The 22954-nt window shown below is 65.7% G+C and carries 23 protein-coding genes and 4 tRNA genes; 12 read left to right on the forward strand and 15 right to left on the reverse strand.

The window, feature by feature from the left end:
* The first annotated feature begins 11 nt into the window (after positions 1-11).
* Genes tssE through tssA form a run of 3 tightly spaced genes read left to right on the forward strand, consistent with a single transcriptional unit; the run spans position 12 to position 4166 of the window.
* Positions 12-488, forward strand: coding sequence for a type VI secretion system baseplate subunit TssE (gene tssE / locus LQV39_RS18815; protein ID WP_230027676.1), 477 nt, complete (start codon positions 12-14; stop codon positions 486-488).
* Positions 473-3130 (forward strand): type VI secretion system ATPase TssH, encoded by a 2658-nt coding sequence (gene tssH / locus LQV39_RS18820; RefSeq protein WP_230027677.1) that lies wholly within the window; start codon positions 473-475, stop codon positions 3128-3130. Before tssE ends, tssH begins: the two co-directional genes overlap by 16 nt.
* A 10-nt stretch (positions 3131-3140) precedes the next feature.
* Positions 3141-4166 carry a type VI secretion system protein TssA gene (gene tssA, locus LQV39_RS18825; protein WP_230027678.1) on the forward strand — a complete coding sequence of 342 codons (1026 nt, stop codon included), beginning with the start codon at positions 3141-3143 and terminating at the stop codon, positions 4164-4166.
* A 27-nt stretch (positions 4167-4193) separates the two neighbouring features.
* Here tssA and LQV39_RS18830 read toward each other — a convergent pair whose 3' ends face one another.
* Positions 4194-4748: a phasin family protein gene (locus tag LQV39_RS18830; RefSeq protein ID WP_230027679.1), complete on the reverse strand. Its 555-nt coding sequence runs from the start codon at positions 4746-4748 to the stop codon at positions 4194-4196.
* A 55-nt stretch (positions 4749-4803) separates the two neighbouring features.
* Positions 4804-5007, reverse strand: coding sequence for a hypothetical protein (locus LQV39_RS18835; protein WP_230027680.1), 204 nt, complete (start codon positions 5005-5007; stop codon positions 4804-4806).
* Between the two features lie 106 nt (positions 5008-5113).
* Here LQV39_RS18835 and cueR point away from each other — a divergent pair, with 106 nt between their 5' ends.
* Positions 5114-5506, forward strand: coding sequence for a Cu(I)-responsive transcriptional regulator (gene cueR, locus LQV39_RS18840; RefSeq protein WP_374199444.1), 393 nt, complete (start codon positions 5114-5116; stop codon positions 5504-5506).
* A gap of 93 nt (positions 5507-5599) precedes the next feature.
* Here cueR and LQV39_RS18845 read toward each other — a convergent pair.
* From LQV39_RS18845 to LQV39_RS18860, 4 genes are all read right to left on the reverse strand, one after another.
* Positions 5600-5684, reverse strand: a tRNA-Leu gene (locus LQV39_RS18845).
* A gap of 37 nt (positions 5685-5721) precedes the next feature.
* Positions 5722-5806 (reverse strand) — tRNA-Leu (locus LQV39_RS18850).
* A gap of 38 nt (positions 5807-5844) precedes the next feature.
* A tRNA-Leu gene (locus tag LQV39_RS18855) sits at positions 5845-5929 on the reverse strand.
* A 35-nt stretch (positions 5930-5964) separates the two neighbouring features.
* Positions 5965-6049, reverse strand: a tRNA-Leu gene (locus LQV39_RS18860).
* Between the two features lie 363 nt (positions 6050-6412).
* Here LQV39_RS18860 and rnr point away from each other — a divergent pair.
* From rnr to LQV39_RS18880, 4 genes are all read left to right on the forward strand, one after another.
* Positions 6413-9031: a ribonuclease R gene (gene rnr, locus LQV39_RS18865; protein WP_230027682.1), complete on the forward strand. Its 2619-nt coding sequence runs from the start codon at positions 6413-6415 to the stop codon at positions 9029-9031.
* Between the two features lie 4 nt (positions 9032-9035).
* Complete coding sequence (rlmB, locus tag LQV39_RS18870) at positions 9036-9782, forward strand: 23S rRNA (guanosine(2251)-2'-O)-methyltransferase RlmB (RefSeq protein WP_230027683.1); 747 nt, start codon at positions 9036-9038, stop codon at positions 9780-9782.
* Between the two features lie 97 nt (positions 9783-9879).
* Positions 9880-10617 carry a serine O-acetyltransferase gene (gene cysE, locus LQV39_RS18875; protein ID WP_230027820.1) on the forward strand — a complete coding sequence of 246 codons (738 nt, stop codon included), beginning with the start codon at positions 9880-9882 and terminating at the stop codon, positions 10615-10617.
* Positions 10618-10642: 25 nt separating this feature from the next.
* On the forward strand, positions 10643-11320 hold the full coding sequence (locus LQV39_RS18880) for a YceH family protein (protein ID WP_230027684.1): 678 nt from the start codon (positions 10643-10645) through the stop codon (positions 11318-11320).
* A 6-nt stretch (positions 11321-11326) separates the two neighbouring features.
* Here the strand turns inward: LQV39_RS18880 and LQV39_RS18885 are convergent, their stop codons facing one another.
* The 9 genes from LQV39_RS18885 to LQV39_RS18925 form a co-directional block, all read right to left on the reverse strand.
* A complete protein-coding gene (locus tag LQV39_RS18885; RefSeq protein ID WP_230027685.1) occupies positions 11327-12058 on the reverse strand; it encodes a hypothetical protein in 732 nt (243 codons plus the stop codon).
* Positions 12055-12861 (reverse strand): hypothetical protein, encoded by an 807-nt coding sequence (locus tag LQV39_RS18890; protein ID WP_230027686.1) that lies wholly within the window; start codon positions 12859-12861, stop codon positions 12055-12057. Before LQV39_RS18890 ends, LQV39_RS18885 begins: the two co-directional genes overlap by 4 nt.
* Complete coding sequence (locus tag LQV39_RS18895) at positions 12858-13628, reverse strand: hypothetical protein (RefSeq protein WP_230027687.1); 771 nt, start codon at positions 13626-13628, stop codon at positions 12858-12860. The genes LQV39_RS18890 and LQV39_RS18895 overlap by 4 nt, the downstream gene beginning before the upstream one ends.
* Positions 13629-14621, reverse strand: coding sequence for a hypothetical protein (locus LQV39_RS18900; protein WP_230027688.1), 993 nt, complete (start codon positions 14619-14621; stop codon positions 13629-13631).
* Positions 14618-15490 (reverse strand): ABC transporter ATP-binding protein, encoded by an 873-nt coding sequence (locus LQV39_RS18905; protein ID WP_230027689.1) that lies wholly within the window; start codon positions 15488-15490, stop codon positions 14618-14620. The genes LQV39_RS18900 and LQV39_RS18905 overlap by 4 nt, the downstream gene beginning before the upstream one ends.
* Entirely contained in the window at positions 15487-15852 is a 366-nt protein-coding gene (locus LQV39_RS18910) for a GntR family transcriptional regulator (RefSeq protein ID WP_230027690.1), read from the reverse strand. Before LQV39_RS18910 ends, LQV39_RS18905 begins: the two co-directional genes overlap by 4 nt.
* A gap of 248 nt (positions 15853-16100) precedes the next feature.
* Entirely contained in the window at positions 16101-16865 is a 765-nt protein-coding gene (locus LQV39_RS18915) for a UDP-2,3-diacylglucosamine diphosphatase (protein ID WP_230027691.1), read from the reverse strand.
* 49 nt (positions 16866-16914) lie between these two features.
* Positions 16915-17406, reverse strand: a complete 492-nt coding sequence (locus tag LQV39_RS18920; RefSeq protein ID WP_230027692.1) for a peptidylprolyl isomerase — start codon at positions 17404-17406, stop codon at positions 16915-16917.
* 38 nt (positions 17407-17444) lie between these two features.
* Positions 17445-18050: a peptidylprolyl isomerase gene (locus tag LQV39_RS18925; protein WP_290368609.1), complete on the reverse strand. Its 606-nt coding sequence runs from the start codon at positions 18048-18050 to the stop codon at positions 17445-17447.
* Positions 18051-18298: 248 nt separating this feature from the next.
* Between LQV39_RS18925 and cysS the strand changes: the two genes are divergently transcribed.
* From cysS to tilS, 4 genes are all read left to right on the forward strand, one after another.
* Positions 18299-19696 carry a cysteine--tRNA ligase gene (cysS, locus tag LQV39_RS18930; protein ID WP_230027694.1) on the forward strand — a complete coding sequence of 466 codons (1398 nt, stop codon included), beginning with the start codon at positions 18299-18301 and terminating at the stop codon, positions 19694-19696.
* An 11-nt stretch (positions 19697-19707) separates the two neighbouring features.
* Positions 19708-20343 (forward strand): DNA-3-methyladenine glycosylase, encoded by a 636-nt coding sequence (locus LQV39_RS18935; protein WP_230027821.1) that lies wholly within the window; start codon positions 19708-19710, stop codon positions 20341-20343.
* Between the two features lie 182 nt (positions 20344-20525).
* Entirely contained in the window at positions 20526-21503 is a 978-nt protein-coding gene (locus tag LQV39_RS18940) for an acetyl-CoA carboxylase carboxyltransferase subunit alpha (protein WP_230027695.1), read from the forward strand.
* 23 nt (positions 21504-21526) lie between these two features.
* On the forward strand, positions 21527-22927 hold the full coding sequence (tilS, locus tag LQV39_RS18945) for a tRNA lysidine(34) synthetase TilS (protein ID WP_230027696.1): 1401 nt from the start codon (positions 21527-21529) through the stop codon (positions 22925-22927).
* The last annotated feature ends 27 nt before the right edge of the window (positions 22928-22954 follow it).

Below are 22954 nucleotides of genomic sequence, written 5' to 3' on the forward strand. Positions count from 1 at the left end.
TTGGAGCAGTCATGACCGCTTACGTCCCCGGCCTGCTGGACCGTCTGATGGGCGAGAGCGCAAGCGGCGCCGCCCGCGGCGCTGCCGATCAGCTCAAGGACAGCCTGGCGCGCGAGCTCGAAGCCCTGCTGAACACGCGCCTGGGCTTTCCGCCGGGACGCTTCGACGCCAGCCCCGAGGCGCGCTCCTCGGTCCTGAACTACGGCCTGGCAGACTTCGCCGGCTTTTGCCTGTCCAGCAGCGAAGACCGCGCCGCCATCTGCGCCAGCCTGAAGGACGCGATCGAACGCCATGAGCCGCGCCTCAGGAACGTCAGCGCCGCTCTGGAAATGGAGGCCGGCAGCGTCAATCGGCTCCACTTCGTGATCCACGCCACCCTCGACATCGGCGACGGCCTCGAGCCCGTGAACTTCAACGCCGTGCTCCAGCCCTCGAACCTGCACTACGCGATCGCAAACGAAAGGAAGAGACGATGGACATCAACCTGAAGACCCTGATCGGCAAGCTGAACGACACCAGCCGGACGGCGGCGACGCGCGCGGCGAGTATTTGCGTCGGCTTCGGCCAGTACGAGGTCGACATCGAACACCTGTTCCTGGCCTTGCTGGAGCAGCCGTCCAGCGACTTCGTGGTGGCCGCGCGCGGCGCCGGCATCAGCCTGACGGCCCTGGAAACCGACCTGCGCAAGGAAGTCGAGCGCCTGCCCGGCGGCAGCGGCCGCACCCCGGTGTTCTCGCGCCACCTGCCGGTGCTGTTCGAGCACGCCTGGCTGATCGCCTCCCTTGGCCAGCCGGCGCCGGGGCAGGAACAGCGCATCCGCAGCGGCCACCTGCTGCTGGCGCTGCTGGCCGAGCCCGGCCTGGCCCAGCTGGCCCAGCGCGCCTCCAGCTGCTTCGTGGATTTTCCGGTCGACCGCCTGAAACACGATTTCGACAGGCTCACGCGCGGTTCCAGCGAAGCGCCGGCGGTGCAAAGCGCCGCGCCGATGCAGGCCACGCAGGCGGGCGGCGATCCGGTCGGCGAACTGCGCGCCGGCGCGCCGGGCCGGACGCCCGCGCTCGACCAGTACACCACCTGCCTGACGGCGCGCGCGCGCGAAGGCAAGGTCGACCCCGTGATCGGGCGCGACGCCGAGATCCGCCAGGTGATCGACATCCTGATGCGGCGGCGCCAGAACAACCCGATCCTGACCGGCGAGGCAGGGGTCGGCAAGACCGCCGTGGTCGAAGGCCTGGCGCTGCGCATCGCCGAGGGCGACGTGCCGGACGTTCTGCGCGGGGTCGAGATCCACACCCTCGACATGGGCCTGCTGCAGGCCGGCGCCAGCGTCAAGGGCGAGTTCGAGAACCGCCTGAAGAACGTGATCGAAGAGGTCAGCAAGAGCCTGCACCCTATCATCCTGTTCATCGACGAGGCCCACACCATGATAGGCGCGGGCGGCGCGGCCGGCCAGAACGACGCCGCCAACCTGCTGAAGCCTGCGCTGGCGCGCGGCGAGCTCCGCACCGTGGCCGCCACTACCTGGGGCGAGTACAAGAAGTATTTCGAGAAGGACGCCGCGCTGGCGCGCCGCTTCCAGGTGGTGAAGGTCGAGGAGCCGGACGAAGACACCGCCTGCGCCATGCTGCGCGCGATGGCGCCGCTGATGGAAAAGCATTTCGGCGTGCGCATCTTCGACGAGGCGATCCGCGAGGCCGTGCGGCTGTCGCACCGCTACATCAGCGGGCGCCAGCTGCCGGACAAGGCGATCAGCGTGCTCGATACCGCCTGCGCGAAGGTGGCCCTCGGCCAGAAGGCGACGCCGGCGGCGCTGGAAGAAGCGACCCGCGGCGTGGAGCGGCTCGATGCACGCATCAGCGCCCTGGTGCGCGAGGAGAGCGGCGGCGCCGATCACGCCGCCACGCTGGCCATATTGAGAGGCGAACGCGAGGCCGGCCTGAAGGAACAGGAGCGCCTGCGCAGCCAGTGGGACCGCGAGCAGGCCCTGTCCGCCGAGATCCACGCGATGCGCGCGCGGCTCGAAGCCGGCGACGGCAAGGGCGCGGCGCTGCAGGCTCTGGTCGACGAACTGCGCGCACTGCAGGGCGAGACCCCGCTGGTGCCGCTGCAGGTCGACGGCCACACGGTGGCCGGCATCGTCGCCAGCTGGACCGGCATTCCGCTGGGCCGCATGGTGAAGGACGAGATCCGCACTGTGATGAATCTGCAGGGTATGCTGGACGAACGGATCCTCGGCCAGAACCACGCCAGCGGCATCGTGGCCCAGCGCGTGCGCACGGCGCGCGCCAGCCTGGAAGACCCGAACAAGCCGAAGGGCGTGTTCCTGTTCGTCGGCAGCTCGGGCGTCGGCAAGACCGAGACCGCGCTGGCCCTGGCCGACATGCTGTACGGCGGCGAACGCAAGCTGGTCACCATCAACATGAGCGAATACCAGGAGGCGCACAGCGTGTCCGGCCTGAAGGGCTCGCCCCCGGGCTACGTCGGCTACGGCGAGGGCGGCGTGCTGACGGAAGCCGTGCGGCGCAATCCCTACAGCGTGGTGCTGCTGGATGAAGTCGAAAAGGCGCACAGCGACGTGCTGGAGCTGTTCTTCCAGGTCTTCGACAAGGGCGTGCTGGACGATGCCGAAGGCCGCCAGATCGACTTCCGCAACACCATCATCATCCTGACCTCGAACGCGGCGTCTCCGCAGATCATGCAGGCCTGCCTGAACAAGCCGTCGTCCGAACGGCCGTCTCCCGATGAACTGGCGCAGATGATCCGGCCCAGCCTGATGAAGCACTTCAAGCCGGCCTTCCTCGGGCGCCTGACCGTGGTGCCTTTCTATCCGATCGACGACGAGGTGCTGGCCAACATCATCCGTCTGAAGCTGGAACGCATCAAGGCGCGCGTGGCGGCCAACCACGATGCCCAGTTCCTGTACGACGATGCGCTGGTGAGCGCCGTGCTGGCGCGCTGCACCGAGGTCGATTCGGGCGCGCGCAATGTCGACACCATCCTGAACGGCACCCTGCTGCCCGAGATCGCGGACAACGTGCTGGCGGCCATGGCCTCCGGCGGCGGCATCCGGCAGATCAAGGTGAGCGCAACCAGGGCCGGCAAGATCAAGTACGCCGTCGAGCCGGCGTGAGGAGGGCGGCATGCTGAACATGGAAAAGCTGCTGGCGCCGGTGAGCGAAGGCCGGCCCTGCGGCGAGGACCTGGCCTTTTCGCGCGAGATCGACGACATCGTGCGTGCGCGCCAGGCGGACGATCCTTCGATCGAACAGGGCGCCTGGGTCACCGAGCTGAAGGAAGCCGACTGGAAGTTCGTGGCCAGGCAAAGCGCCCAGCTGATCGAAAAGCGCAGCAAGGACTTGCAGCTGGCGGTCTGGCTGGCCGAGGCCGAGGCCCGCACCAGCGGCCTTGGCGGCCTGGCCGACAGCCTGGTATTGATTGCCGCGTTATGCGACCGATACTGGGACGGCCTGTATCCGCTGCCCGACGAGGACGGCCACGAGCGGCGCATCGGCAACCTGTCCTGGATGGCCGCGCGTATCGCGCCGCTGCTGCGCGAGATTCCGCTGACCGAGGGGCAGCACGGCTACGCGCTGCGCGACTTCGACGTCGCCCGCATGCATGGCGGCGAGGAGTTGACGAAGCTGGAGACGGCCAAGGCGCGCACATCGCCTGCCTTTTTCGAAGCCCTGCTGCGCGACTGCGAGCACTGCGCCGGCGCCCTCGAACGCATCGAGCACAGCGTCGACGCGCGCCTGGGCACCGATGGCCCCAGCTTCACCGCGGCCAAGTCCGGCCTGCAAAGCGTGCTGCTGTTCGTGAAGCCGATGGTGAAGGAGGGCGGCGCGAAGCTTGTCAACCGGCCGGCGGAACATGCGCCGGCGTCTTCCGCGCAGCCGGCCGTGCAGCGGGCGGCGCCGGCCGAACCACCAGGCGGCATGGCCGGCGGTCCGCCGCAATCTCGCACCCAGGCCCTGGCCCAGCTGCGCGAAGTCGCCGAGTTCTTCCGCCGCACCGAGCCGCACAGCCCCGTCGCCTACCTGGCGGAAAAGGCCGCCCACTGGGGCGAACAGCCCCTGCACGTGTGGCTGCGTTCGGTGGTGAAGGATGACGCCTCGTTCGCTCACATCGAGGAGATGCTGGGCGTCGCGCCGCCATCAGGAAGCTGAGGCGGCGCGAGCGGCGGGAAGGAAGGGTCAGGCTTTCGGCGCCTGGCCGGCCGCCTCGGCCAGCTGCGAGGTCGCGCGCGTCACCTGCTCTTCGACGCGGCGCATGGCGTCGCGGGTCGACTGGGTCACCTGCTCGTAGCCCTTGAAGGCATTGTCGATTGCGGCCTTGATGATCTCGACCGCGTTTTCCTGGCCCGGCTTGACGTTCTGGGTGACGTCGTAGATCAGGGCCGACAGCGTGTTCTTGGCTTCCACCAGGTGGGTATCGGCGGCCTGCTGGAAGTCCTTCTGGATGTCGGCGACGATGCGGCGCAGTTCTTCGCCGTAGGCCTGAGCGTTCTGCACGCCCGGCTGCAGGCGCGATTGCAGGGTGTCGATCGCCGCTTTCGGGTCGCTCGCCTGGCTCATCTGGCGGCTGGTGGCCATCGCGCCTTCCATCGAATTCTTTGCGGTGGCCATGTTCAGCGCCACCACCTGCTCGACGCCCTGCACGGCCTTGCTGGCCAGGGCATTGAAGGTTTCCATCTGCAGTTCGAACAGGGTCTTGGTGGCGTTGGCGAATTGCTCGGGGTTGGTGAACATTGCTTGTCTCCTCGGTTGGTTTTCCTGGGGCCTGCTCAATGTTTAACTTTTTACATTATTTCCCGGTCTTGCGGATTTCGCAACGTGCATCGCGGTAGGGCCCGGAGAATTTTTCCCAGCCGGCGCCGAGCGGGGTCTGCGAACAGGCCATATCCCCGGTGGACTTGCTGCGCCACTGGTACCAGGGCGCGGGTTCGGCGTTCAGGACGGCGGGGCAGGCCATGGCCAGGCCCAGCAGGATGGCGAGCGTGTTCTTCATGTGGCCGAGCTTGACGGTCCACGGCCCGCAAGTCAAGCGAACGGACCCGTTTGACCTTCCCACGATGGGAAGGTGTATCCTCGCTGGAACAATAGGAGCGATGAACATGTTGAATATCGGCGAAGCGGCCCAGGCCTCGGGCGTGTCGGCCAAGATGATCCGCCATTACGAATCGATCGGGCTGCTGCCGGCGGTGCGGCGGACGGCCTCCGGCTACCGTGTGTACGGCGAGCAGGACGTGCGCCTGCTGCAGTTCATCCACCGCGGCCGCGCGCTCGGTTTCCCGCTCGAGAAGATTGCGGATCTGCTGGCGCTGTGGCAGGACCAGAATCGCGCCAGCTTTGAGGTGCGCCAGCTGGCCGAACAGCACATCGCGGAACTGAACCGCAAGATCGCGGAACTGCAGGCGATGAAGCGCACGCTCGAGCAGCTGGCCCATTCCTGCCACGGCGACCAGCGTTCGGACTGTCCGATCCTCGACGACCTGGCGACGCACTGACTAAAGCAGCTGCAGAAACGCAAAACGCCGCAATCCTTTTGCAAAGATTGCGGCGTTTTGCGCCAGAGACTTCTGGAAAACTACGGTAGCATTTGGTGCCCACGGAGGGACTCGAACCCCCACACCTCGCGGCACATGGACCTGAACCATGCGCGTCTACCAATTCCGCCACGTGGGCATGACAAACAACAGGTACTGCAAACTACGGTAGCATTTGGTGCCCACGGAGGGACTCGAACCCCCACACCTCGCGGCACATGGACCTGAACCATGCGCGTCTACCAATTCCGCCACGTGGGCATTACAAACAACTAGTACTGCAACAACAAGGTAGCTTTTGGTGCCCACGGAGGGACTCGAACCCCCACACCTCGCGGCACATGGACCTGAACCATGCGCGTCTACCAATTCCGCCACGTGGGCATGCAAACTACTTTTGACAAGAACAAGACCGGCTTTGGTGCCCACGGAGGGACTCGAACCCCCACACCTCGCGGCACATGGACCTGAACCATGCGCGTCTACCAATTCCGCCACGTGGGCCGGGTCTTGCAATCATCGCTCGACGTCGCCGTCGAATTCCGCTACGATATCAGGCTTTGCCGATTTGCGCTAGACCAACTTTCGATCTGCTTTTTCGCCGGCTGCACCTTCGCAGCAATCCCCGCATCCGGCTGGGCCGTTTGCGAAGAGACCGAAAGTATAGCGGATGAATGGCAAATGTCAAAGGCCCAACGGAAGGATGCCCGCAGCACGCTTGCACGGCGCATGTTAGGCGAATACCCCGTGTCTCCGTTACACTACGCCTGTCAAGGTGTCAATCCAACCAACATTGCGCCGCCAGCAAGTGCAAGCAAGCATTCGCGACTGGCGCGTCACTGGCTTAACAAGAATAGAAAACACGATTTGAAGCACCCAACTCATACCATTCCAAGCCGCGAGGAGATTCTCGGCGTTTTCCGCGATGCCAAGGGGCCGCTCGATAGCGGCGCACTGGTACGCGCCCTGCAGGTGGATCCGGAAGCGGAAGGCGTCCTCACGCGCCGCTTGAATGCGATGGAACGCGACGGCCAGCTCCGCGCGAATCCCGCCGGCCAGTATGCATTGACCGACCACTCGAGCTTCGTCTCCGGCCGCGTCAGCGCGCACCGCGACGGCTACGGCTTCGTGATCCCGGACGAACCGGGCGACGACCTGTTCCTGCCCGATAAGGAGATGCAGAAGGTCCTGCACGGCGACAAGGTCCTGGCCCGCGTCGTCGGTACCGATCGCCGCGGCCGTCCCGAGGGCACGATCGTCGAAGTCACCGAGCGCGCCAACACCCACATCATCGGCCGCCTGCTGCAGGAAAACGGCGTATGGATCGTGGCGCCGGAAGACAAGCGCATCGCCCAGGACATCCTGGTCGACGGCTCGCCGGGCAAGGCGAAGTCGGGGCAGGTGGTCAGCGTCGAGCTGGTCGAGCAGCCCTCGCGCTTCCGCCAGCCGATCGGCCGCATCGTCGAGGTGCTGGGCGAGCTGGACGACCCGGGCATGGAGATCGAGATCGCGGTCCGCAAATTCGGCGTGCCGCACGTGTTCTCGCCCGCCGCGATCAAGCAGGCCAACAAGCTGCCGAACGAAGTCCGCGACGCCGACCTGGGCAACCGCGTCGACCTGCGCGACGTGCCGCTGGTGACCATCGACGGCGAAGACGCGCGCGACTTCGACGATGCGGTCTACTGCGAACCCGTCAAGATCGGCCGCACCCGCGGCTACCGCCTGCTGGTGGCGATCGCCGACGTCAGCCACTACGTGAAGCCGGGCGATGGCCTGGACAACGATGCGATCGAGCGCTCGACTTCGGTCTACTTCCCGCGCCGCGTGATCCCCATGCTGCCGGAGAAGCTGTCGAACGGCCTGTGCTCGCTGAACCCGGCGGTCGACCGCCTGTGCCTGGTGTGCGACATGGTCGTCACCGCGGCAGGGGAGGTCACGGCTTACCAGTTCTACCCGGCCGTGATGCACTCGGCGGCGCGCCTGACCTATAACGAGGTCGCCGCCATCCTCGGCAACACCAAGGGTCCTGAAGCGGGGCGCCGTCCCGGCATCGTGCCGCACCTGCTGAACCTGAACGAAGTGTTCCGCGCGCTGCTGCAGCAACGCCAGGCGCGCGGCGCGATCGATTTCGAGACCACCGAGACCTACATCGTCTGCAATGCGATGGGCAAGATCGAGAAGATCATCCCGCGCACCCGCAACGATGCGCACCGCCTGATCGAGGAATGCATGCTGGCGGCGAACGTCTGCGCGGCCGATTTCCTGATCCGCCACGACCAGCCGAGCACCTTCCGCATCCACGCGGTGCCGACAGAAGAAAAGCTGAACCAGCTGCGCACCTTCCTGAAGCAGGTCGGCCTGAACCTGGGCGGCGGCATGAAGCCGGAGGCGCGCGACTACGCCGAGCTGATGCAGCAGATCAAGGAGCGCCCGGACGCGACCCTGCTGCAGACCATGCTGCTGCGTTCGATGCAGCAGGCGGTCTACAGCCCGGACAACGTCGGCCACTTCGGCCTCGCCTACGAACACTACGCCCACTTCACCAGCCCGATCCGCCGCTATCCGGACCTGCTGACCCACCGCGCCATCAAGGCGGTCCTGCTGGGTAAAAAATACGAGCCGACCGGGATCGACCTGTCCAAGCTGAACAGCACGGTGTCGAACGCGACCCGCAAGCAACAGGCCAAGGACAAGGCCGCCGGCACGCAAAAGGATCCGAAGGACCTGACGGTCTGGGATGCGCTGGGCGTGCACTGCTCGGCCAACGAGCGCCGCGCCGACGAAGCCTCGCGCGACGTCGAGAACTGGCTCAAGTGCTACTACATGAAGGACCGCCTGGGCGAATCCTTCACCGGCGTGATCTCGGGCGTGACGCCGTTTGGCATCTTCGTGCAGCTGGACGAGCTGTTCGTCGAGGGCCTGGTGCACGTGACCGGCCTCGGACAGGACTATTTCGAGTACGACGAAGCGCGCCACGAACTGCGCGGCAAGAACAGCGGCCAGGTGTATGCGCTGACCGGCCAGGTGACCGTGCAGGTCGCGCGCGTGGATCTGGAAGCGCGCAAGATCGACCTGGTGCTGGCCGAGCCCGAGCAGAAGGGCATTCCGGCGCCGCTGGAACGCGCCCGCGCCGCCGCCGCCGACGCCATGGGATCGAAGCCGCCGCGCCGCCGCAAGGCCAAGGAAGCCGCCAACGGCCGCGTCGCCGCGGTGCCGGCCTCGCCGCAGCAGGTGCACGGCATGAAGGGCGAGCCGCCGGTGCCGCCCGATTTCAGCGCCAGCGACGAGAGCGAGGACGACATCGTCTTCGTGCCGCCGACCCGCCGCAGCCGCAAGGCCGGCGGTGGCAATGGCAATGGCAGCGGCAACGCCAAGCCGGCCGCAAAGAAAACGGCAGCGAAGAAAACCGCAGCAAAACAGAGCGCTCCGCGCAAGAGCGCCGCAAAGGCCCCCAGGGCCGCCTCCAAAACCAGTAAAAAGAAGTAATTGAATGAAAAATAAAATGATTTTCGGCTTCCATGCGGTGACCTCGCGGCTGCGCCACGAGGCCCAATCGGTGGAAGAGATCTTCGTCGACGCCGGCCGCAACGACCGCCGCATGACGGACCTCATCGCCCACGCCAAGCAGCACGGCGTGCGCGTGATGCCGGTCGAGGCCGAGCGCCTCGACAAGATCGTCGGCACCCGCCGCCACCAGGGCGTGATCGCCTTCGCCAGCCAGCTGTCGCTGGCGCGCAACCTGGATGAGCTGCTGGATGCGGTGGACGGCCCGCCCCTGCTGCTGATCCTGGACGGCATCACCGACCCGCACAACCTGGGCGCCTGCCTGCGCGTGGCCGACGGCGTCGGCGCGCATGCCGTGATCGCCCCGAAGGACCGCTCGGTCGGCCTGAACGCCACCGCGGCCAAGGTTGCCAGCGGCGCCGCCGAAACCGTGCCCTACATCACCGTGACCAACCTGGCGCGCACCATGCGCGACCTGAAGGAACGCGGCATCTGGCTGATCGGCACCTCCGACGACGCCGACAAGGGCCTGTACGAAGGCGACTTCACCGGCCCGACCGCGCTGGTGATGGGTTCGGAAGGCGAGGGCATGCGCCGCCTGACCCGCGAAACCTGCGACGTGCTGGTCAACATCCCGATGTTCGGCTCGGTCGAGAGCCTGAACGTGTCGGTGGCTTCGGGCGTCTGCCTGTACGAGGCGCGCCGCCAGCGCCTGGCCCTGGAGCCCAAATAACGTCGTTCCCGCGCAGGCGGGAATCCAAGTCATGCAGTTGGCCAAGCATCGGCGCCCTAAGCAAACACCGCCCGGATAAGCTACCATTCGGGCTATGTTGTTTACCAAGCTACGCGAAGATATCCAGAGCATCATCGAACGTGACCCGGCCGCCCGCAACGGCTGGGAGGTGCTCACCTGCTACCCCGGCCTGCATGCGGTCGTCATGCACGGCTGGGCGCATGCCTGCTGGCGCATCGGCCTGAAGTGGCCGGGGCGCTTCATTTCCTACATTGCCCGCATCATCACCGGTATCGAGATCCACCCGGGCGCCACCATCGGCCGCCGGGTCTTCATCGACCATGGCTTCGGCGTGGTGATCGGCGAGACCGCCGTGGTCGGCGACGACTGCACCATCTACCAGGGCGTGACCTTGGGCGGCACCACCCTGGTGGCCGGCACCAAGCGCCATCCGACGCTGGAGCGCGGCGTGATCGTCGGCGCCGGCGCCCAGGTGCTGGGCGCTTTCACGGTGGGCGAATACGCCAAGATCGGCTCGAATGCGGTGGTGGTCAAGCCGGTGCCGTCCGGCGCCACCGCGGTCGGCAATCCGGCCCACATCGTGCGCAAGGAAGACCAGGCTCGGCACGCACAGATGTTCGCGGCCTACGGCGTCACGCCCAACGGCGACGATCCGCTGTCGAAGGCGCTGCGCAACCTGATCGACCACGTGGCCCGGCAGGACGAGCAGATCGAGCGCATGTGCTCGACCATGAAGGGGGCCGGCATCTCCTGCAATGGCCTGGCCGACAACGACAAGCTCGATCAGGCGCAACTGAACCGCCTGGTCGAATGAGCATTTTAATTACTCGAATGAGCAGATGAGCGATAACGACATTCCCGGCAGCTTCGACCCAGCATCCGACCTGGATCCCAATGAAATCCGCGTGCTGGCCGTGCTGGCCGAAAAAGAAGCGCTCACGGCCGACAATTACCCGATGTCGCTGAACGCGGTCATGAACGGCTGCAACCAGCTGTCGAGCCGCGATCCGGTCATGCAGCTGTCCGAGGACGTGGTCCACGACACCCTGCAGCGCCTCATGCAGCGCAAGCTGGTGGGCAGCATGTCGCAGGCCGGCGCGCGCGTGATCAAGTACGAGCACCGTATGCGCATCAAGTGGTCGCTGGAGCAGGACAAGGTGGCGGTGCTGGCCGTGCTGATGCTGCGCGGCCTGCAGACCGCCGGCGAGATCCGCACCCGCAGCGGGCGCCTGCACGAGTTCAAGTCGGTGGCCGAGGCGGAGAGCGCGCTGCAGTTCCTGATCGATAAGTATCCGCCGCTGGTGGTGCGCCTGGAGCGCGCGCCCGGCACCAAGGAGCCGCGCTACGGCCAGCTGCTGGGTGGGGAGATCGACGTGGCGCGCATGGATGCGGCGCCTTCGGGTGGCTCTGCCGGCGGTGGGCGCACGGCCCAGCTGGAGCAGGAAGTGGCGGCGCTGCGTGCGGAAGTCGACGAACTGAAGGCCCAGTTCGCGGCCTTCCGCCAGCAGTTCGAATAAGCGCTTTTACGGCGCGGGCGCAGCGTACTTCAGGGTGATCAGCGCATCGTCCGGCCAGGCCGGATTGCCGAGCGGCGCCATGTAGCTGTCCCTGTGCGACTCCAGCTCGAGCTCGGCCGAGCGGCCGCCGTGGCTGATGACGGCGCCCTCGAGCTCGCGCCCGGCGGGAAAGGACGCGTTCATGTCCTTCTTGCCGCACCAGTCGGTGCTGAGCATCATCGTGTTGATCGCGGCCCGAGCCAGGAATGGAATCTGGTCCTTGGCGATGGCCACGCTGACCCGGCATTCGAGGCGCAGATCGCCCAGCCGGCGCACATTGTCCGGCAGGCCCGGCGTACGGATCTCGGGCCGCGCGCTGAAGCGGCCGCGCTTCTGGTTCAGGATGAAATAGGCGTCGGCATCGTAGGCAGCCTGGCTGCGCGCGATGTCGACCAGGCCGGCGGCATCGATCGCCACCGGCGTCGAGCCGTCGTCGCTGGCCAGGCGCAGCGCCAGGCCATCGGCCGTCGCCACCGGCTTGCCGTCGGCGCCCAGCACGCGGAAGCGCAGCGGCGCCGCCGGCGCCATCTTGCGATATTCATCGAAGGCATCCAGGCCGGCCCAGATGCTGCGGTAGGAGCGCATCTCCGGGTTCCGGATGCTGTTGACCTCGACCGAATGCGGCGCGGGCGCAGGCGTCTCGGCCGCGTGCGCGCCGGCGGCCAGCGCCGCCAGCAGGAGCAGGGCGGCGGGCCTCAAGGCGCGTCCCCCTTTAAGATCTCCGGCGAGGTGACCGGATCGCCCGGCGCCGGCGGCGGCGCCGGCTGGAACGCATATTCCACCTCGACGATCGCGTCATTGCTCCAGCTGGTATCGCCGATCGGCAGGCGGAAGCTCTTGCCCTCGACCTTCAGCGCCAGGCTGCGCTCGCCCTCGCGCAGGGTGGCCGCGCTCAGTCGCGCATTGGCCTTGCGCGGCCAGGTCCGGTCGCCGCCCTTCGGCGTCGCGCCCTTGAACCACGAGCACCAGTCGGCGGTCAGCATCAGGCTGTTGACCATCGCATTCGCCCAGAACGGAATCTCTTCCTTGCCGATCGCAACCTTCACCTGGCAATCGAGGCGGACGTCGCCCATCCGGTACTGCCTGTCGTCCAGGCCCGGGCTGCGTATATAGGTCTCGAAGCGGGCATCGCGCTTCTTGCGGTTCAGGAGCACCTCGGCCCTGGCGTCCCAGGCCGCCTGGCTGCGCGGGATCGAAAAGCGCCGCTCCTGGTCGATCGCGAGCGGGATCGAGAAGTCGTCGGCGGCGATGCGCACCGCCAGCGGCTCCCCAATCAGCGCATTGTCGCGCTGCCCCTCGATCTGGAAGCGCAGCTGCGGCACGGCGGGCGCCAGCGCATGCAGCTCGTCGAACTTGTCCAGCCCCGCCACGACGGCGCGGTAGCTGTGCAGGTCGGGATTCTTGACGGCGTTGATGTGGACGGTGGCGTCGTCCTTGTCCGGCTCCGCGGCGAAGGCGGAACCGGCGGCGCAGGCCAGCAGAAGGGTGGCAGTGAATTTCACGGTGCGGCGGCTTTCGATGTGGATGTGGTTTCGACGATGGCCTCGTTGCCCCAGCTGGTATCGCCGATCGGGACTTCGACCTTGTGTCCCTTGACGCGCAGCGGCGTGCTGCGCTCGCCTTCCCGCAGGACCGCGGCGGCCGGCAGGTCGTTCATGGCGACGTCCCAGGCCCTGTCCGCGTCTTTCATGAAGGCGCACCAGTCGCTGCCCAGCATGACGGTATTCCCGAGCAGGACGATGTGCAGCGGCGCTTCCTTCTTGGCGATGGCGACGAAGACCTGGCATTCGAGGCGGATGTCGCCCAGGCGGCGCTGGTTGGCGGGAAGGCCGGGCGAGCGCACGTAGGGCCAGACCCGCACGTCGCTGCGCTTTTTGCTGAGGCGCAGTTCGGCGTCGGCGTCCAGCGCCGGCTGGCTGCGCGGCACCTGGAAGCGGCCGGCCTCGTCGAGCGCCAGGCGCAGCGCGTAACCCTCGTCGCCGGCCAGCACGGCGCCCAGCGGTTCGCCGTCCGCCGCGCCATTCAGCAGGGCAGCGTCGAGCAGCTTGCCATTGCGGGTGCGGGCCTGGAACAGCAGCTGCGGCACGCCGGGCGCCAGCGCGTGCCGGCTTTCGAAGATGTCCAGGCCGGCGGCGATGGCGCGGTAGCTGTGCGTCTCCGGGTTTTTGATGCCCTTGACCTGGACCGTGCCGGCGTCGCTGTCCCGGGCCGCGGCGCCGCCGCCCAGGGACAGCAGCGCCAGCAGCAGGGCTGCGTGCAGGCTGCGCACTCAGCCCTCGTCGCGATAGCGGCGCAGGCGGATCGCACCGAAGATCATGGCGCCGCCGATCAGGGCGCCGATCCAGGCGCGGGCAGTGGCCAGGGTCATCCACGAGGCCGTGAACAGGGCCTGGGTGTCGACGCCGCCGCCGGCGCGGTGGACTTCGGCCGGCACGCCGCCGCTGAAGCCGAACCAGATGCCCGGCAGCAGGCCGCCAATGCCGCGCGCCACCACTTCGCTGGCGAACCACTCCACGTCCAGCGCATCCTGCTGGAAGCCGCCCAGGGCCATGCTGATCCACTTGGCCAGCAGCAGGACCATCAGCGGCACGCCGACTGCCCACAGGAAGGGCTTGGTCTTGGCCCAGCTCGACACCAGCATCAGCCAGCCGATGGTCGGCAGCGCCCACACCATATAGACGGGCAGCATGCCGAGCAGGCGCACCGGCTGCAGGTAGAGGTCGGGCTGCGACAGCAGCATGCCGAACAGGTTGATGCCGGCGGAGGCCATCACGGCGGCGCCGATCAGCAGCAGGGCCAGCGAGGCCACGATGGCGAAACCCATCGTGATCAGCGGCGCCACGCACAGGGCGGTGACGACCTTCGACAGCACGGTGGTGCCGTCCGAGACCGGCAGCGATTTCCAGAACAGGATGCTGCGGTCGCGGCGCTCGTCGTACAGCGCGCCCAGGCAGTAGAAGAACAGGGTGGCCGTCATCAGGATGAACAGCGGGATACCGGCGGCCAGATACATGCCGCTGGCGATGCCGGCTATTTCCGAACGCGCTTCCATCGGGAACGCGGCGGCCATGGCGCCCTGGCTGACGACGTGGCCGTTGATCATTACGCGGGTGGGGGCGCCGTGCACGAGTACCGCATACACCAGCGAACCGCCGACGAACAGCACCAGCGCCGCCGCCACGATCAGCTGAGCCCAGAACATCGATCCCTTGTGCTCCCAGAATTCGCGGCGGAGCAGCCATTTCATGGTCATGGAGTTCATGCGTAGCTTCCTTTCATGGTCGCGACGAACAGGTCGGCGACGCTGGGATTGCGGGTTTCACCGAGCGCGGCGAGCTGCTGGCGCGAGGCGCTGCCCGGCGCGGCCGAATCGAACAGCATCACGGCCTTGCCGAACACGGTGCGGCGGTCGATCGGCGAGAGCGCGTTGGCGGCGCTGATCTTGTCGTGCGAGACCATCACTTCCACATAGCGCTCGCCGATTTCCTCCATCGAGGCAGCCAGCACGATCCTGCCTTCGCGGATGAACATCAGGTCGGTCAGGATGTGCTCCACTTCCTCGACCTGGTGGGTGGTGATGACGATGGTCTTGTGCTCGTCAAAATAGTCTTCCAGCAGGTTCTGATAGAACTGCTTGCGGTAGAGGATGTCGAGCCCCAGGGTCGGCTCGTCCAGCACCAGCAGCTTGGCGTCGATGGCCATCACCAGCGCCAGGTGCAGCTGGACGATCATGCCCTTCGACATTTCCTTGACCTTCATGTTCGGCTTCAGCTTGGTATTCGCGATGTAGCGCTCGGCCTTCTCGCGATTGAAGCGCGGGTGCACGCCCTGCACGAAGTCGATCGCGTCCTTTACCTTCATCCAGCGCGGCAGGATGGCGACGTCGGCGATGAAGCAGACGTCCTGCATCAGGTCGTCGCGCTGGGTGCGCGGGTCGAAGCCCAGCACTTTCAGCTGGCCGTCGAAGGGGATCAGGCCGAGGGCGGCCTTCAGGGTGGTGGTCTTGCCCGAGCCGTTCGGGCCGATCAGGCCGACGATGCGGCCGGCCGGCACTTCGAAGTCGATGCCGTCGACGGCGACGCGCTTGCCGTAGCGCTTGGACAGGCCTTTGGCCGAAAGGACGGTGCTCATGCCTGGCCTCCGTGTTCGCTGGCCAGCAACTGGTCCACGTTCAGACCCAGCAGACGGATGCGTTCCAGCATCGCCGGCCATTCTTCGCGCAGGAAGCGCTCCCTTTCGCTTGCCAGCAGTTTTTCGCTGGCGCCTTCAGTGACGTACATGCCGATCCCCCTTCGTTTTTCTACTAATTGTTCGTCGACCAGTTCCTGGTAAGCCTTCGAGACCGTGATCGGATTCAGCTGGTACTCGGCCGCGATCTGGCGTACCGAGGGCAGCGCATCGCCGGCCTTCAGGGCGCCGTCGAGCATCATGCCGATCACTCTGTCCTTCAATTGCCGATAAATCGGCGCGTTGTCGTTCCAGCCGATACTCATTGCCGGCTCCTCTGCGTTGCGGTGCGGCCCGTTTGAATCATGCCTGCCTCCTCGTTGATGGGGCACTACTTCAGCGTAGTATTGAAGTGGTGTTGTAGTGAAGTATAACACCAGTTCGGAGGCAGTCAACAGATTTTGAACGTATGTATTCAAAGTCGAGAATGCGGCATCAGCTCAGCAATTCTGGAAGGCACAGTGTAAAGATACTGTTGCCCGTCATGCAAGCTGGGAATTTTGTCAGGGTTGTCTTAGAGCGGCTGGCCGTCGAGGCCGTGGCGGGCGATGGCGCCGTCTTCGGTAATGGCGATCCAGCCGCCGCGCACCGGCTCGGCATCCAGTTCCCAGTCGGGCAGCACGTAGCGGCGGCGTCCGGTGGCCTGGTCGAGATGCAGGGCAGGGCGGTGGGTGTGGCCGTGGATGATGGTGGGGGCCTGCGTGGCCTCGTGCAGGGCGGCCACCGCGGCGGGCGTCACGTCCATGATTTCATAGGACTTTTCGCCATGCGCCTGGCGGCTGCCTTCGCGCAGGCCGGCGATGATGGCCTTGCGCTGGGCCAGCGGCATGGCCAGGAAATGCTGCTGCCAGGCCGGGTCGCGCACCTGGGCGCGGAAGGCCATGTATTTGAGATCGTCGGTGCACTGGGCGTCGCCATGCACCAGGGCGATCTGCTGGCCGCCGATGGTCGTTACAAAAGGATCGGGCAGCAGGCGCAGGCCGGCGGCATCGGCAAAGGCCTGGCCGACCAGGAAGTCGCGGTTGCCGGCCATCCAGTACACGGCGACGCCCTTATCGGACAGCGTGCGCAGGGCGTCGACGATGCGCTGGTGGAAGGGCATGGCGAGGTCGTCGTCGCCGGCCCAGTATTCGAAAATGTCGCCGAGCAGGTAGAGCGCCTCGGCTGTCGACGCGCGTTCGGCCAGGAAGGCGAAGAAAGCCTCGGCCGTGCGCGGATGCGATTCCTGCAGGTGCAGGTCGGAAATGAAGAGCGCAAGCGTGCGCGCGGAACTGTTCATCGGTTTAACGGTGGACGGGTCCCACGCGCCTTGCTTGAGTACGACTTAATTAGACGATTTCGGCTTTCTCGATGATCACGGCCTCGGTCGGCACGTCCGAGTGCATGCCCGAGCGGCCGGTCTTGACGGTGTTGATCTGGTCGACCACGTCCTGGCCTTCAACGACCTTGCCGAACACGGCATAGCCCCAGCCATCCTGGCCCGGGTAGTTCAGGAAGTCGTTGTTCTTGGTGTTGATGAAGAACTGGGCCGATGCCGAGTGCGGGGCCATGGTGCGGGCCATCGCGATGGTGTACTTGTCGTTCTTCAGGCCGTTCTTGGCTTCGTTCTCGACGGTCTTCTCGGTCGGCTTCTGCGACATGTTCGGCTCGAAACCGCCGCCCTGGATCATGAAGTCCTTGATCACGCGGTGGAAGATCGTATTGCTGAAGTGACCCGAGTTGACGTATTCCACGAAGTTGGCAACGGTCTTCGGCGCTTTGGCGTCGTCGAGTTCGATCTTGATGTTGCCCTTGTTGGTGGTCAAGAGTACGGTGGTCATGGTTTTGTCCTGTCGCTTATTGTTAAGAGTTCGGTATTTTACTTCGCTTTGACGATGGTCGCGGACTGGATCACGACAGGCGTCACCGGCACGTTCTGCATGCCCTTGACGTCGTCCACCAGCACGCCCTTGATCTTGTCGACGACTTCCTTGCCTTTCACGACCTTGCCGAACACGGTGTAGCCGGCATCCATGCGGTTGATGGCGTCCAGGCCGAAATTGTCGACCACGTTGATGAAGAACTGCGAAGTGGCCGAATCGGGGTTGTCTTCGCGCGCCATCGCGACGGTATACGCGGCGTTGGACAAGCCGTTGTTCCCTTCGTTCTTGATCGGCGGCCGGGTCTTGCGGCCTTTCAACTGCGCGTCCATGCCGCCACCCTGGATCATGAAGCCGTCGATCACGCGGTGGAAGACCGTGCCTTTATAAAAGCCCGATTTCACATACTGCAGGAAGTTGGCGACGCTGATGGGCGCTTTTTCCTGGTCCAGTTCGAGCACAATCTCGCCCATCGAGGTTTTCAGCGAGACCTGCGGGTCGGCTGCCCAAGCCGCCGTGCTCAGGAGCAAGGCGCCGGCGGCGGCTGCCGCAGTGGTCAATGCACGGGTCAGCAGGCGGGTGGGGGACGGTTTCATGGTGTGCATCGTGGCTTCCTCTCTGTGGGCAAACGCAAAGTGATGTCAAGACTTTTGCAGAAAAATAAACCTGTGGCATATGCGGCCAGTCAGGATTTTATCAATGCTATACTTTGCGACGGACTGTTGATTTTATCAAAGTTACATGTTTGGTATTCTACATAGTCCTGACGGTCGCGACGGGTGCCACACCCCGGCACGCTGCCTTGCAGCGCTGCGTCCGAGCGTCAAGCTCCAACCATCCAGAACACCATCCGATGAGCCAACTAAAGATCTACAACACGCTCGCGCGTGACAAGCAGCCATTCGTTCCCCTCCAGCCCGGCAAGATCAACATGTACGTGTGCGGGATGACGGTTTACGATTACTGCCACGTCGGTCACGCAAGGATGATGATGGCATTCGACGTCATCTACCGCTGGTTCAAGGCCTCGGGCTACGAGGTCAAGTACGTCCGCAACATCACCGACATCGACGACAAGATCATCAAGCGCGCCGTCGAGAATGGCGAGACCATGTCCCAGCTGACCACCCGCTTCATCAAGGCGATGGACGAGGACACGGCCGCGCTGGGCATCCTGCCGCCGGACTTTGCGCCGCGCGCCACCGATCACGTCCCGCACATGCTCTCGATTATCGAGAAGCTGGAGCAGAAAGGCCTGGCCTACCAAGGTGAGGACGGCGACGTGAACTACGCCGTGCGCGAATTCGAGGGCTACGGCAAGCTGTCCGGCAAATCGCTGGACGACCTGCGCGCCGGCGAGCGCGTCGACGTCAACACCGGCAAGCGCGACCCGCTCGACTTCGTGCTGTGGAAGGCCGGCAAGGAATCGGAACCGGCGGAAGCCAAATGGGATTCGAAATGGGGCATCGGCCGCCCGGGCTGGCACATCGAATGCTCGGCCATGTCCTGCGCGCTGCTGGGCGAGCACTTCGACATCCACGGCGGCGGCGCCGACCTGCAATTCCCGCACCACGAGAACGAGATCGCCCAGTCGGAAGGCGCTTTCGGCCCGCCGATGGCGAACTTCTGGATCCACAACGGCTTCGTGCGCGTCGATAACGAGAAGATGTCCAAATCGCTGGGCAATTTCTTCACAATCCGCGACGTGCTGAAACAATACGATGCCGAAGTGGTGCGCTTCTTCATCCTGCGTGCCCACTACCGCAGCCCGCTGAACTACTCGGACGCCCACATCGACGATGCCAAGGGCGCGCTGACCCGCCTGTACACGGCGCTGGCCGATGTCGACCTCGGCAGTGAGCAGGTGGCGGTGGACTGGGACGAAGCCCACGCTGTCCGCTTCCGCGAAGCGATGGACGACGATTTCAATACCCCGCTGGCGGTGGCCGAGCTGTTCGACCTGGCTTCCGACGTCAACAAGAGCAAATCGCTGAAGGATGCGCGCCAGCTGAAGGCCCTGGCCGGCGTGCTGGGTCTGCTCGAGCGCTCGCCGCAGCAATTCCTGCAGGCCGGTACGCCCGGCGGGGGCGGCATGGACGAAGCAGGCATCAACGATGCGATCGCCCGCCGCGCCGCCGCCAAGAAGGCACGCAACTTCGCCGAAGCCGATGCCATCCGCGCGGAACTCACCGCGGCCGGTATCGTGCTCGAAGACAAGCCCGACGGCACGACCAACTGGCGCCGCGCGTGACGAAGGAACCCATGGGCGCGGCCCCGGCATTGCCTGACCTCCCCCCGTACTGGGCGGAGGCCAAGGCCGAGCTCATGCGGCGGGACCGCATCATGAACAAGCTGATCCCGCAATTCGGGGACATGCACCTGCGCGGCCATCCGGACCCGTTCACGACCCTGGCCCGTTCCATCGTCGGCCAGCAGGTCACGGTCAAGGCGGCAGAGGGCGCCTGGAGCAAGCTGCGCGAACTGTGCCCGAAGATGCTGCCATCCCAGGTGATCAAGGCCGGCGCGGAAGAGCTGGCCGCCTGCGGTCTCTCGAAACGCAAGACCGAATACATCCTCGACCTGGCCGACCACTTCAAGGCAAAGCGCGTCCATGCCGACCTCTGGTCGGAAATGGACGACGAGGCCGTGATCGCCGAGCTGGTCCGGATCCGCGGCATCACGCGCTGGACAGCAGAGATGTTTTTGATATTTAATCTACTCAGGCCGAACGTGCTGCCGCTCGACGACGCCGGCCTGATCCAGGGCATCAGCCAGAACTATTTCTCGGGCGAACCCGTCTCGCGCAGCGATGCGCGCGAGGTCGCCGCCAACTGGGAACCCTGGCGGACGGTTGCCACATGGTATTTATGGCGTAGTTTGGACCCGATTTCCGGTTAAAATGCGCCTTTGTGGAAGGGGCCTTCCCAAACCTACTGCGCGTTGCATTTTCGATCTGCGATGCTCGCTGTACGCCTGTACAGCTGCGCTTCTCGATCGAAACTGCGGCCGCTCGCTACGGTTTGGTAAGGCCCTTTATGGCCGCGTGATGAACAATCGCGGTAAGAATAATTGGAGTGATAATGAGTAAAACAACTTTCCTCAGTTTTGAGCAGCCGATCGCCGAGCTCGATTCGAAAATTGAAGAGCTTCGCTTCGTGCAGGACGATTCGGCAGTCGACATCTCGGAAGAGATCGACCGCCTGGCCAAGAAGAGCCAGGAACTGACGAAAGACATCTATGCCAAGCTGACCCCCTGGCAGGTTTCCCAGATCGCGCGCCACCCGCAGCGTCCGTACACGATGGACTACGTGAACGCGATCTTCACCGACTTCCACGAACTGCACGGCGACCGCACCTTCGCCGACGACCAGTCCATCATCGGCGGCCTGGCCCGTTTCAACGGCCAGTCCTGCATGGTGATCGGCCACCAGAAGGGCCGCGACACCAAGGAACGCGCGATGCGCAACTTCGGCATGCCCAAGCCCGAAGGCTATCGCAAGGCCATGCGCCTGATGAAGCTGGCCGAGAAGTTCAACCTGCCGATCTTCACCTTTGTGGATACGCCGGGCGCCTTCCCGGGCATCGACGCCGAAGAGCGCGGCCAGTCCGAAGCGATCGGCCATAACCTGTACGTCATGGCCGAGCTGAAAGTGCCGCTGATCGCCACCATCATCGGCGAAGGCGGTTCGGGCGGCGCGCTGGCGATCGCCGTCGGCGACGCCGTGCTGATGCTGCAGTACGCGACCTACTCGGTGATCTCGCCGGAAGGCTGCGCCTCGATCCTGTGGAAGACTTCGGAGCGCGCGGCCGAAGCCGCCGACGCCCTGGGCCTGACCGCCCACCGCCTGAAGGCCATCGGCCTGGTCGACAAGATCATCAGCGAGCCGTTGGGCGGCGCCCACCGCGACCCGGCCGCCATGGCCCAGGGCCTGAAGCGCGCGCTGGCCGACACCCTGCGCCAGTTCCAGGGCATGAAAACCAAGGATCTGCTCGAAGCCCGTCACGCAAAGCTGATGGCCTACGGCAAATTCAAGGAAACCACCCCGCGCGACGAGTGAGCCAAAGCAAGAACGGACCGGGCATGAGCGCCGGTCCGGCCGCCTCCGTGGCGGCAGGTTTCATGCAGGCTTTCTCGAGCCTGCGCACTGAATACGCCCCATCCCGTGTTGCGGTCGCCCTCAGCGGCGGCCTCGATTCCATGGTGCTATTGCACCTGGCGCATGAGGCTGCCCAATCGGCCGGCCTGCCGCTGTTCGCCTTCCATGTTCATCACGGACTGAGCCCGAACGCCGATGCCTGGCGCGCGCATTGCGCCTCCAGCGCGGCCGCGCTCGGCGTCGCGTTCGACCATCGCGATGTGACGGTCGAGAAGGGCAGGAGCGGGGTCGAAGCGGCGGCGCGCAAGCAGCGCTATGCGGCGCTCGGCGAAATGTGCCGCGCGCACGGCGTCGATCTGCTGCTGACCGCCCACCACCTCGACGACCAGGCGGAGACCGTGCTGCTGCAGTTGCTGCGCGGCTCCGGCCCGGCCGGCCTGTCCGGCATGGACGCGGCCAACCGGGCGCCTTCGCTGCTCGGCGACGAGCAACTGGTGATGGCGCGGCCGCTGCTGGCCGTGGGGCGCGCCGGGCTGGAGGCCTATGCCGCAGAGCAGCAGATCGCCTGGGTCGAGGACGAATCGAACCTTGACCCGCGCTACGCCCGCAACGCCCTGCGCCACCAGGTGATGTCGGTGCTGGCCCAGGCTTTCCCCGGCTTCCAGGCCCGCATCGCGCGCAGCAGCGCCCACGCTCAGTCCGCCCAGCGCCTGCTGGACGAGCTGGCCGAGCAGGACCTGGCGGTCTGCCAGGACGGCGATGGCATAGCCCTGCCGCGCCTGCGCCTGCTGAGCGAAGACCGCATCAACAACCTGCTGCGCCACTGGTTCTCGAAGCAAAACCTGGGCATGCCCTCGACCGCCTGGCTGGAGCAGATGGTGGCCCAGCTCACCAGCGCCCGCGAGGATGCGCAGCCGCTGGTCGCCCACCCGGACGTCGACGTGCGCCGCTACCGCGAGCGCCTGCTGCTGGTGCCCAAGCAACGCGACCTGGCCGGCCTGCGCGACCCGGAAGACGAAGGCATCATCGTCAAGCATGCCCAGGCTTTCAAGTGGAACGGCGAAGCCAGCCTGCCTTTCCCGGACTACGGCGGCGTGCTGCATTTCGATATGTCAAACACCGGACTCGATGCCGCCTGGCTGCGCGCCCAGGCGCTGGAGATCGACTTCCGCAAGGGCGGCGAGCGCCTCAAGCTGGCGCCCAACCGGCCGACCCGCGGCCTGAAGCAGCTGTTCCAGGCCCAGGGCGTGCCGGTCTGGGAACGCGGCCGCCTGCCCATCGTCAACAGCGGCTTCGAGCTGCTGTTCGCAGCCGGGCTGGGGATGGACTGCCGCCATGTGGCCGAAGGGGAAGGGCGCATCGCCCTGCGCTGGGAGTCCGTGTAGAAGGGGACTGGAAAGAGTATTATGCTC

The organism is Massilia sp. Bi118, from assembly GCF_918697865.1.
Taxonomy (GTDB): Bacteria; Pseudomonadota; Gammaproteobacteria; order Burkholderiales; family Burkholderiaceae_D; genus Telluria.

Coding starts and splice junctions, on each gene's coding strand:
- LQV39_RS18905 (WP_230027689.1), bottom strand. CDS start 15,490: ATGAGCACCGTCCTTTCGGCCAAAGGCCTGTCCAAGCGCTACGGCAAG.
- cueR (WP_374199444.1), top strand. CDS start 5,114: ATGTTGAATATCGGCGAAGCGGCCCAGGCCTCGGGCGTGTCGGCCAAG.
- cysS (WP_230027694.1), top strand. CDS start 18,299: ATGAGCCAACTAAAGATCTACAACACGCTCGCGCGTGACAAGCAGCCA.
- tilS (WP_230027696.1), top strand. CDS start 21,527: ATGAGCGCCGGTCCGGCCGCCTCCGTGGCGGCAGGTTTCATGCAGGCT.
- LQV39_RS18910 (WP_230027690.1), bottom strand. CDS start 15,852: ATGAGTATCGGCTGGAACGACAACGCGCCGATTTATCGGCAATTGAAG.
- LQV39_RS18915 (WP_230027691.1), bottom strand. CDS start 16,865: ATGAACAGTTCCGCGCGCACGCTTGCGCTCTTCATTTCCGACCTGCAC.
- rlmB (WP_230027683.1), top strand. CDS start 9,036: ATGAAAAATAAAATGATTTTCGGCTTCCATGCGGTGACCTCGCGGCTG.
- LQV39_RS18835 (WP_230027680.1), bottom strand. CDS start 5,007: ATGAAGAACACGCTCGCCATCCTGCTGGGCCTGGCCATGGCCTGCCCC.
- LQV39_RS18880 (WP_230027684.1), top strand. CDS start 10,643: ATGAGCGATAACGACATTCCCGGCAGCTTCGACCCAGCATCCGACCTG.
- tssH (WP_230027677.1), top strand. CDS start 473: ATGGACATCAACCTGAAGACCCTGATCGGCAAGCTGAACGACACCAGC.
- LQV39_RS18920 (WP_230027692.1), bottom strand. CDS start 17,406: ATGACCACCGTACTCTTGACCACCAACAAGGGCAACATCAAGATCGAA.
- tssE (WP_230027676.1), top strand. CDS start 12: ATGACCGCTTACGTCCCCGGCCTGCTGGACCGTCTGATGGGCGAGAGC.
- tssA (WP_230027678.1), top strand. CDS start 3,141: ATGCTGAACATGGAAAAGCTGCTGGCGCCGGTGAGCGAAGGCCGGCCC.
- LQV39_RS18935 (WP_230027821.1), top strand. CDS start 19,708: ATGGGCGCGGCCCCGGCATTGCCTGACCTCCCCCCGTACTGGGCGGAG.
- LQV39_RS18830 (WP_230027679.1), bottom strand. CDS start 4,748: ATGTTCACCAACCCCGAGCAATTCGCCAACGCCACCAAGACCCTGTTC.
- LQV39_RS18940 (WP_230027695.1), top strand. CDS start 20,526: ATGAGTAAAACAACTTTCCTCAGTTTTGAGCAGCCGATCGCCGAGCTC.
- LQV39_RS18900 (WP_230027688.1), bottom strand. CDS start 14,621: ATGAACTCCATGACCATGAAATGGCTGCTCCGCCGCGAATTCTGGGAG.
- LQV39_RS18925 (WP_290368609.1), bottom strand. CDS start 18,050: ATGCACACCATGAAACCGTCCCCCACCCGCCTGCTGACCCGTGCATTG.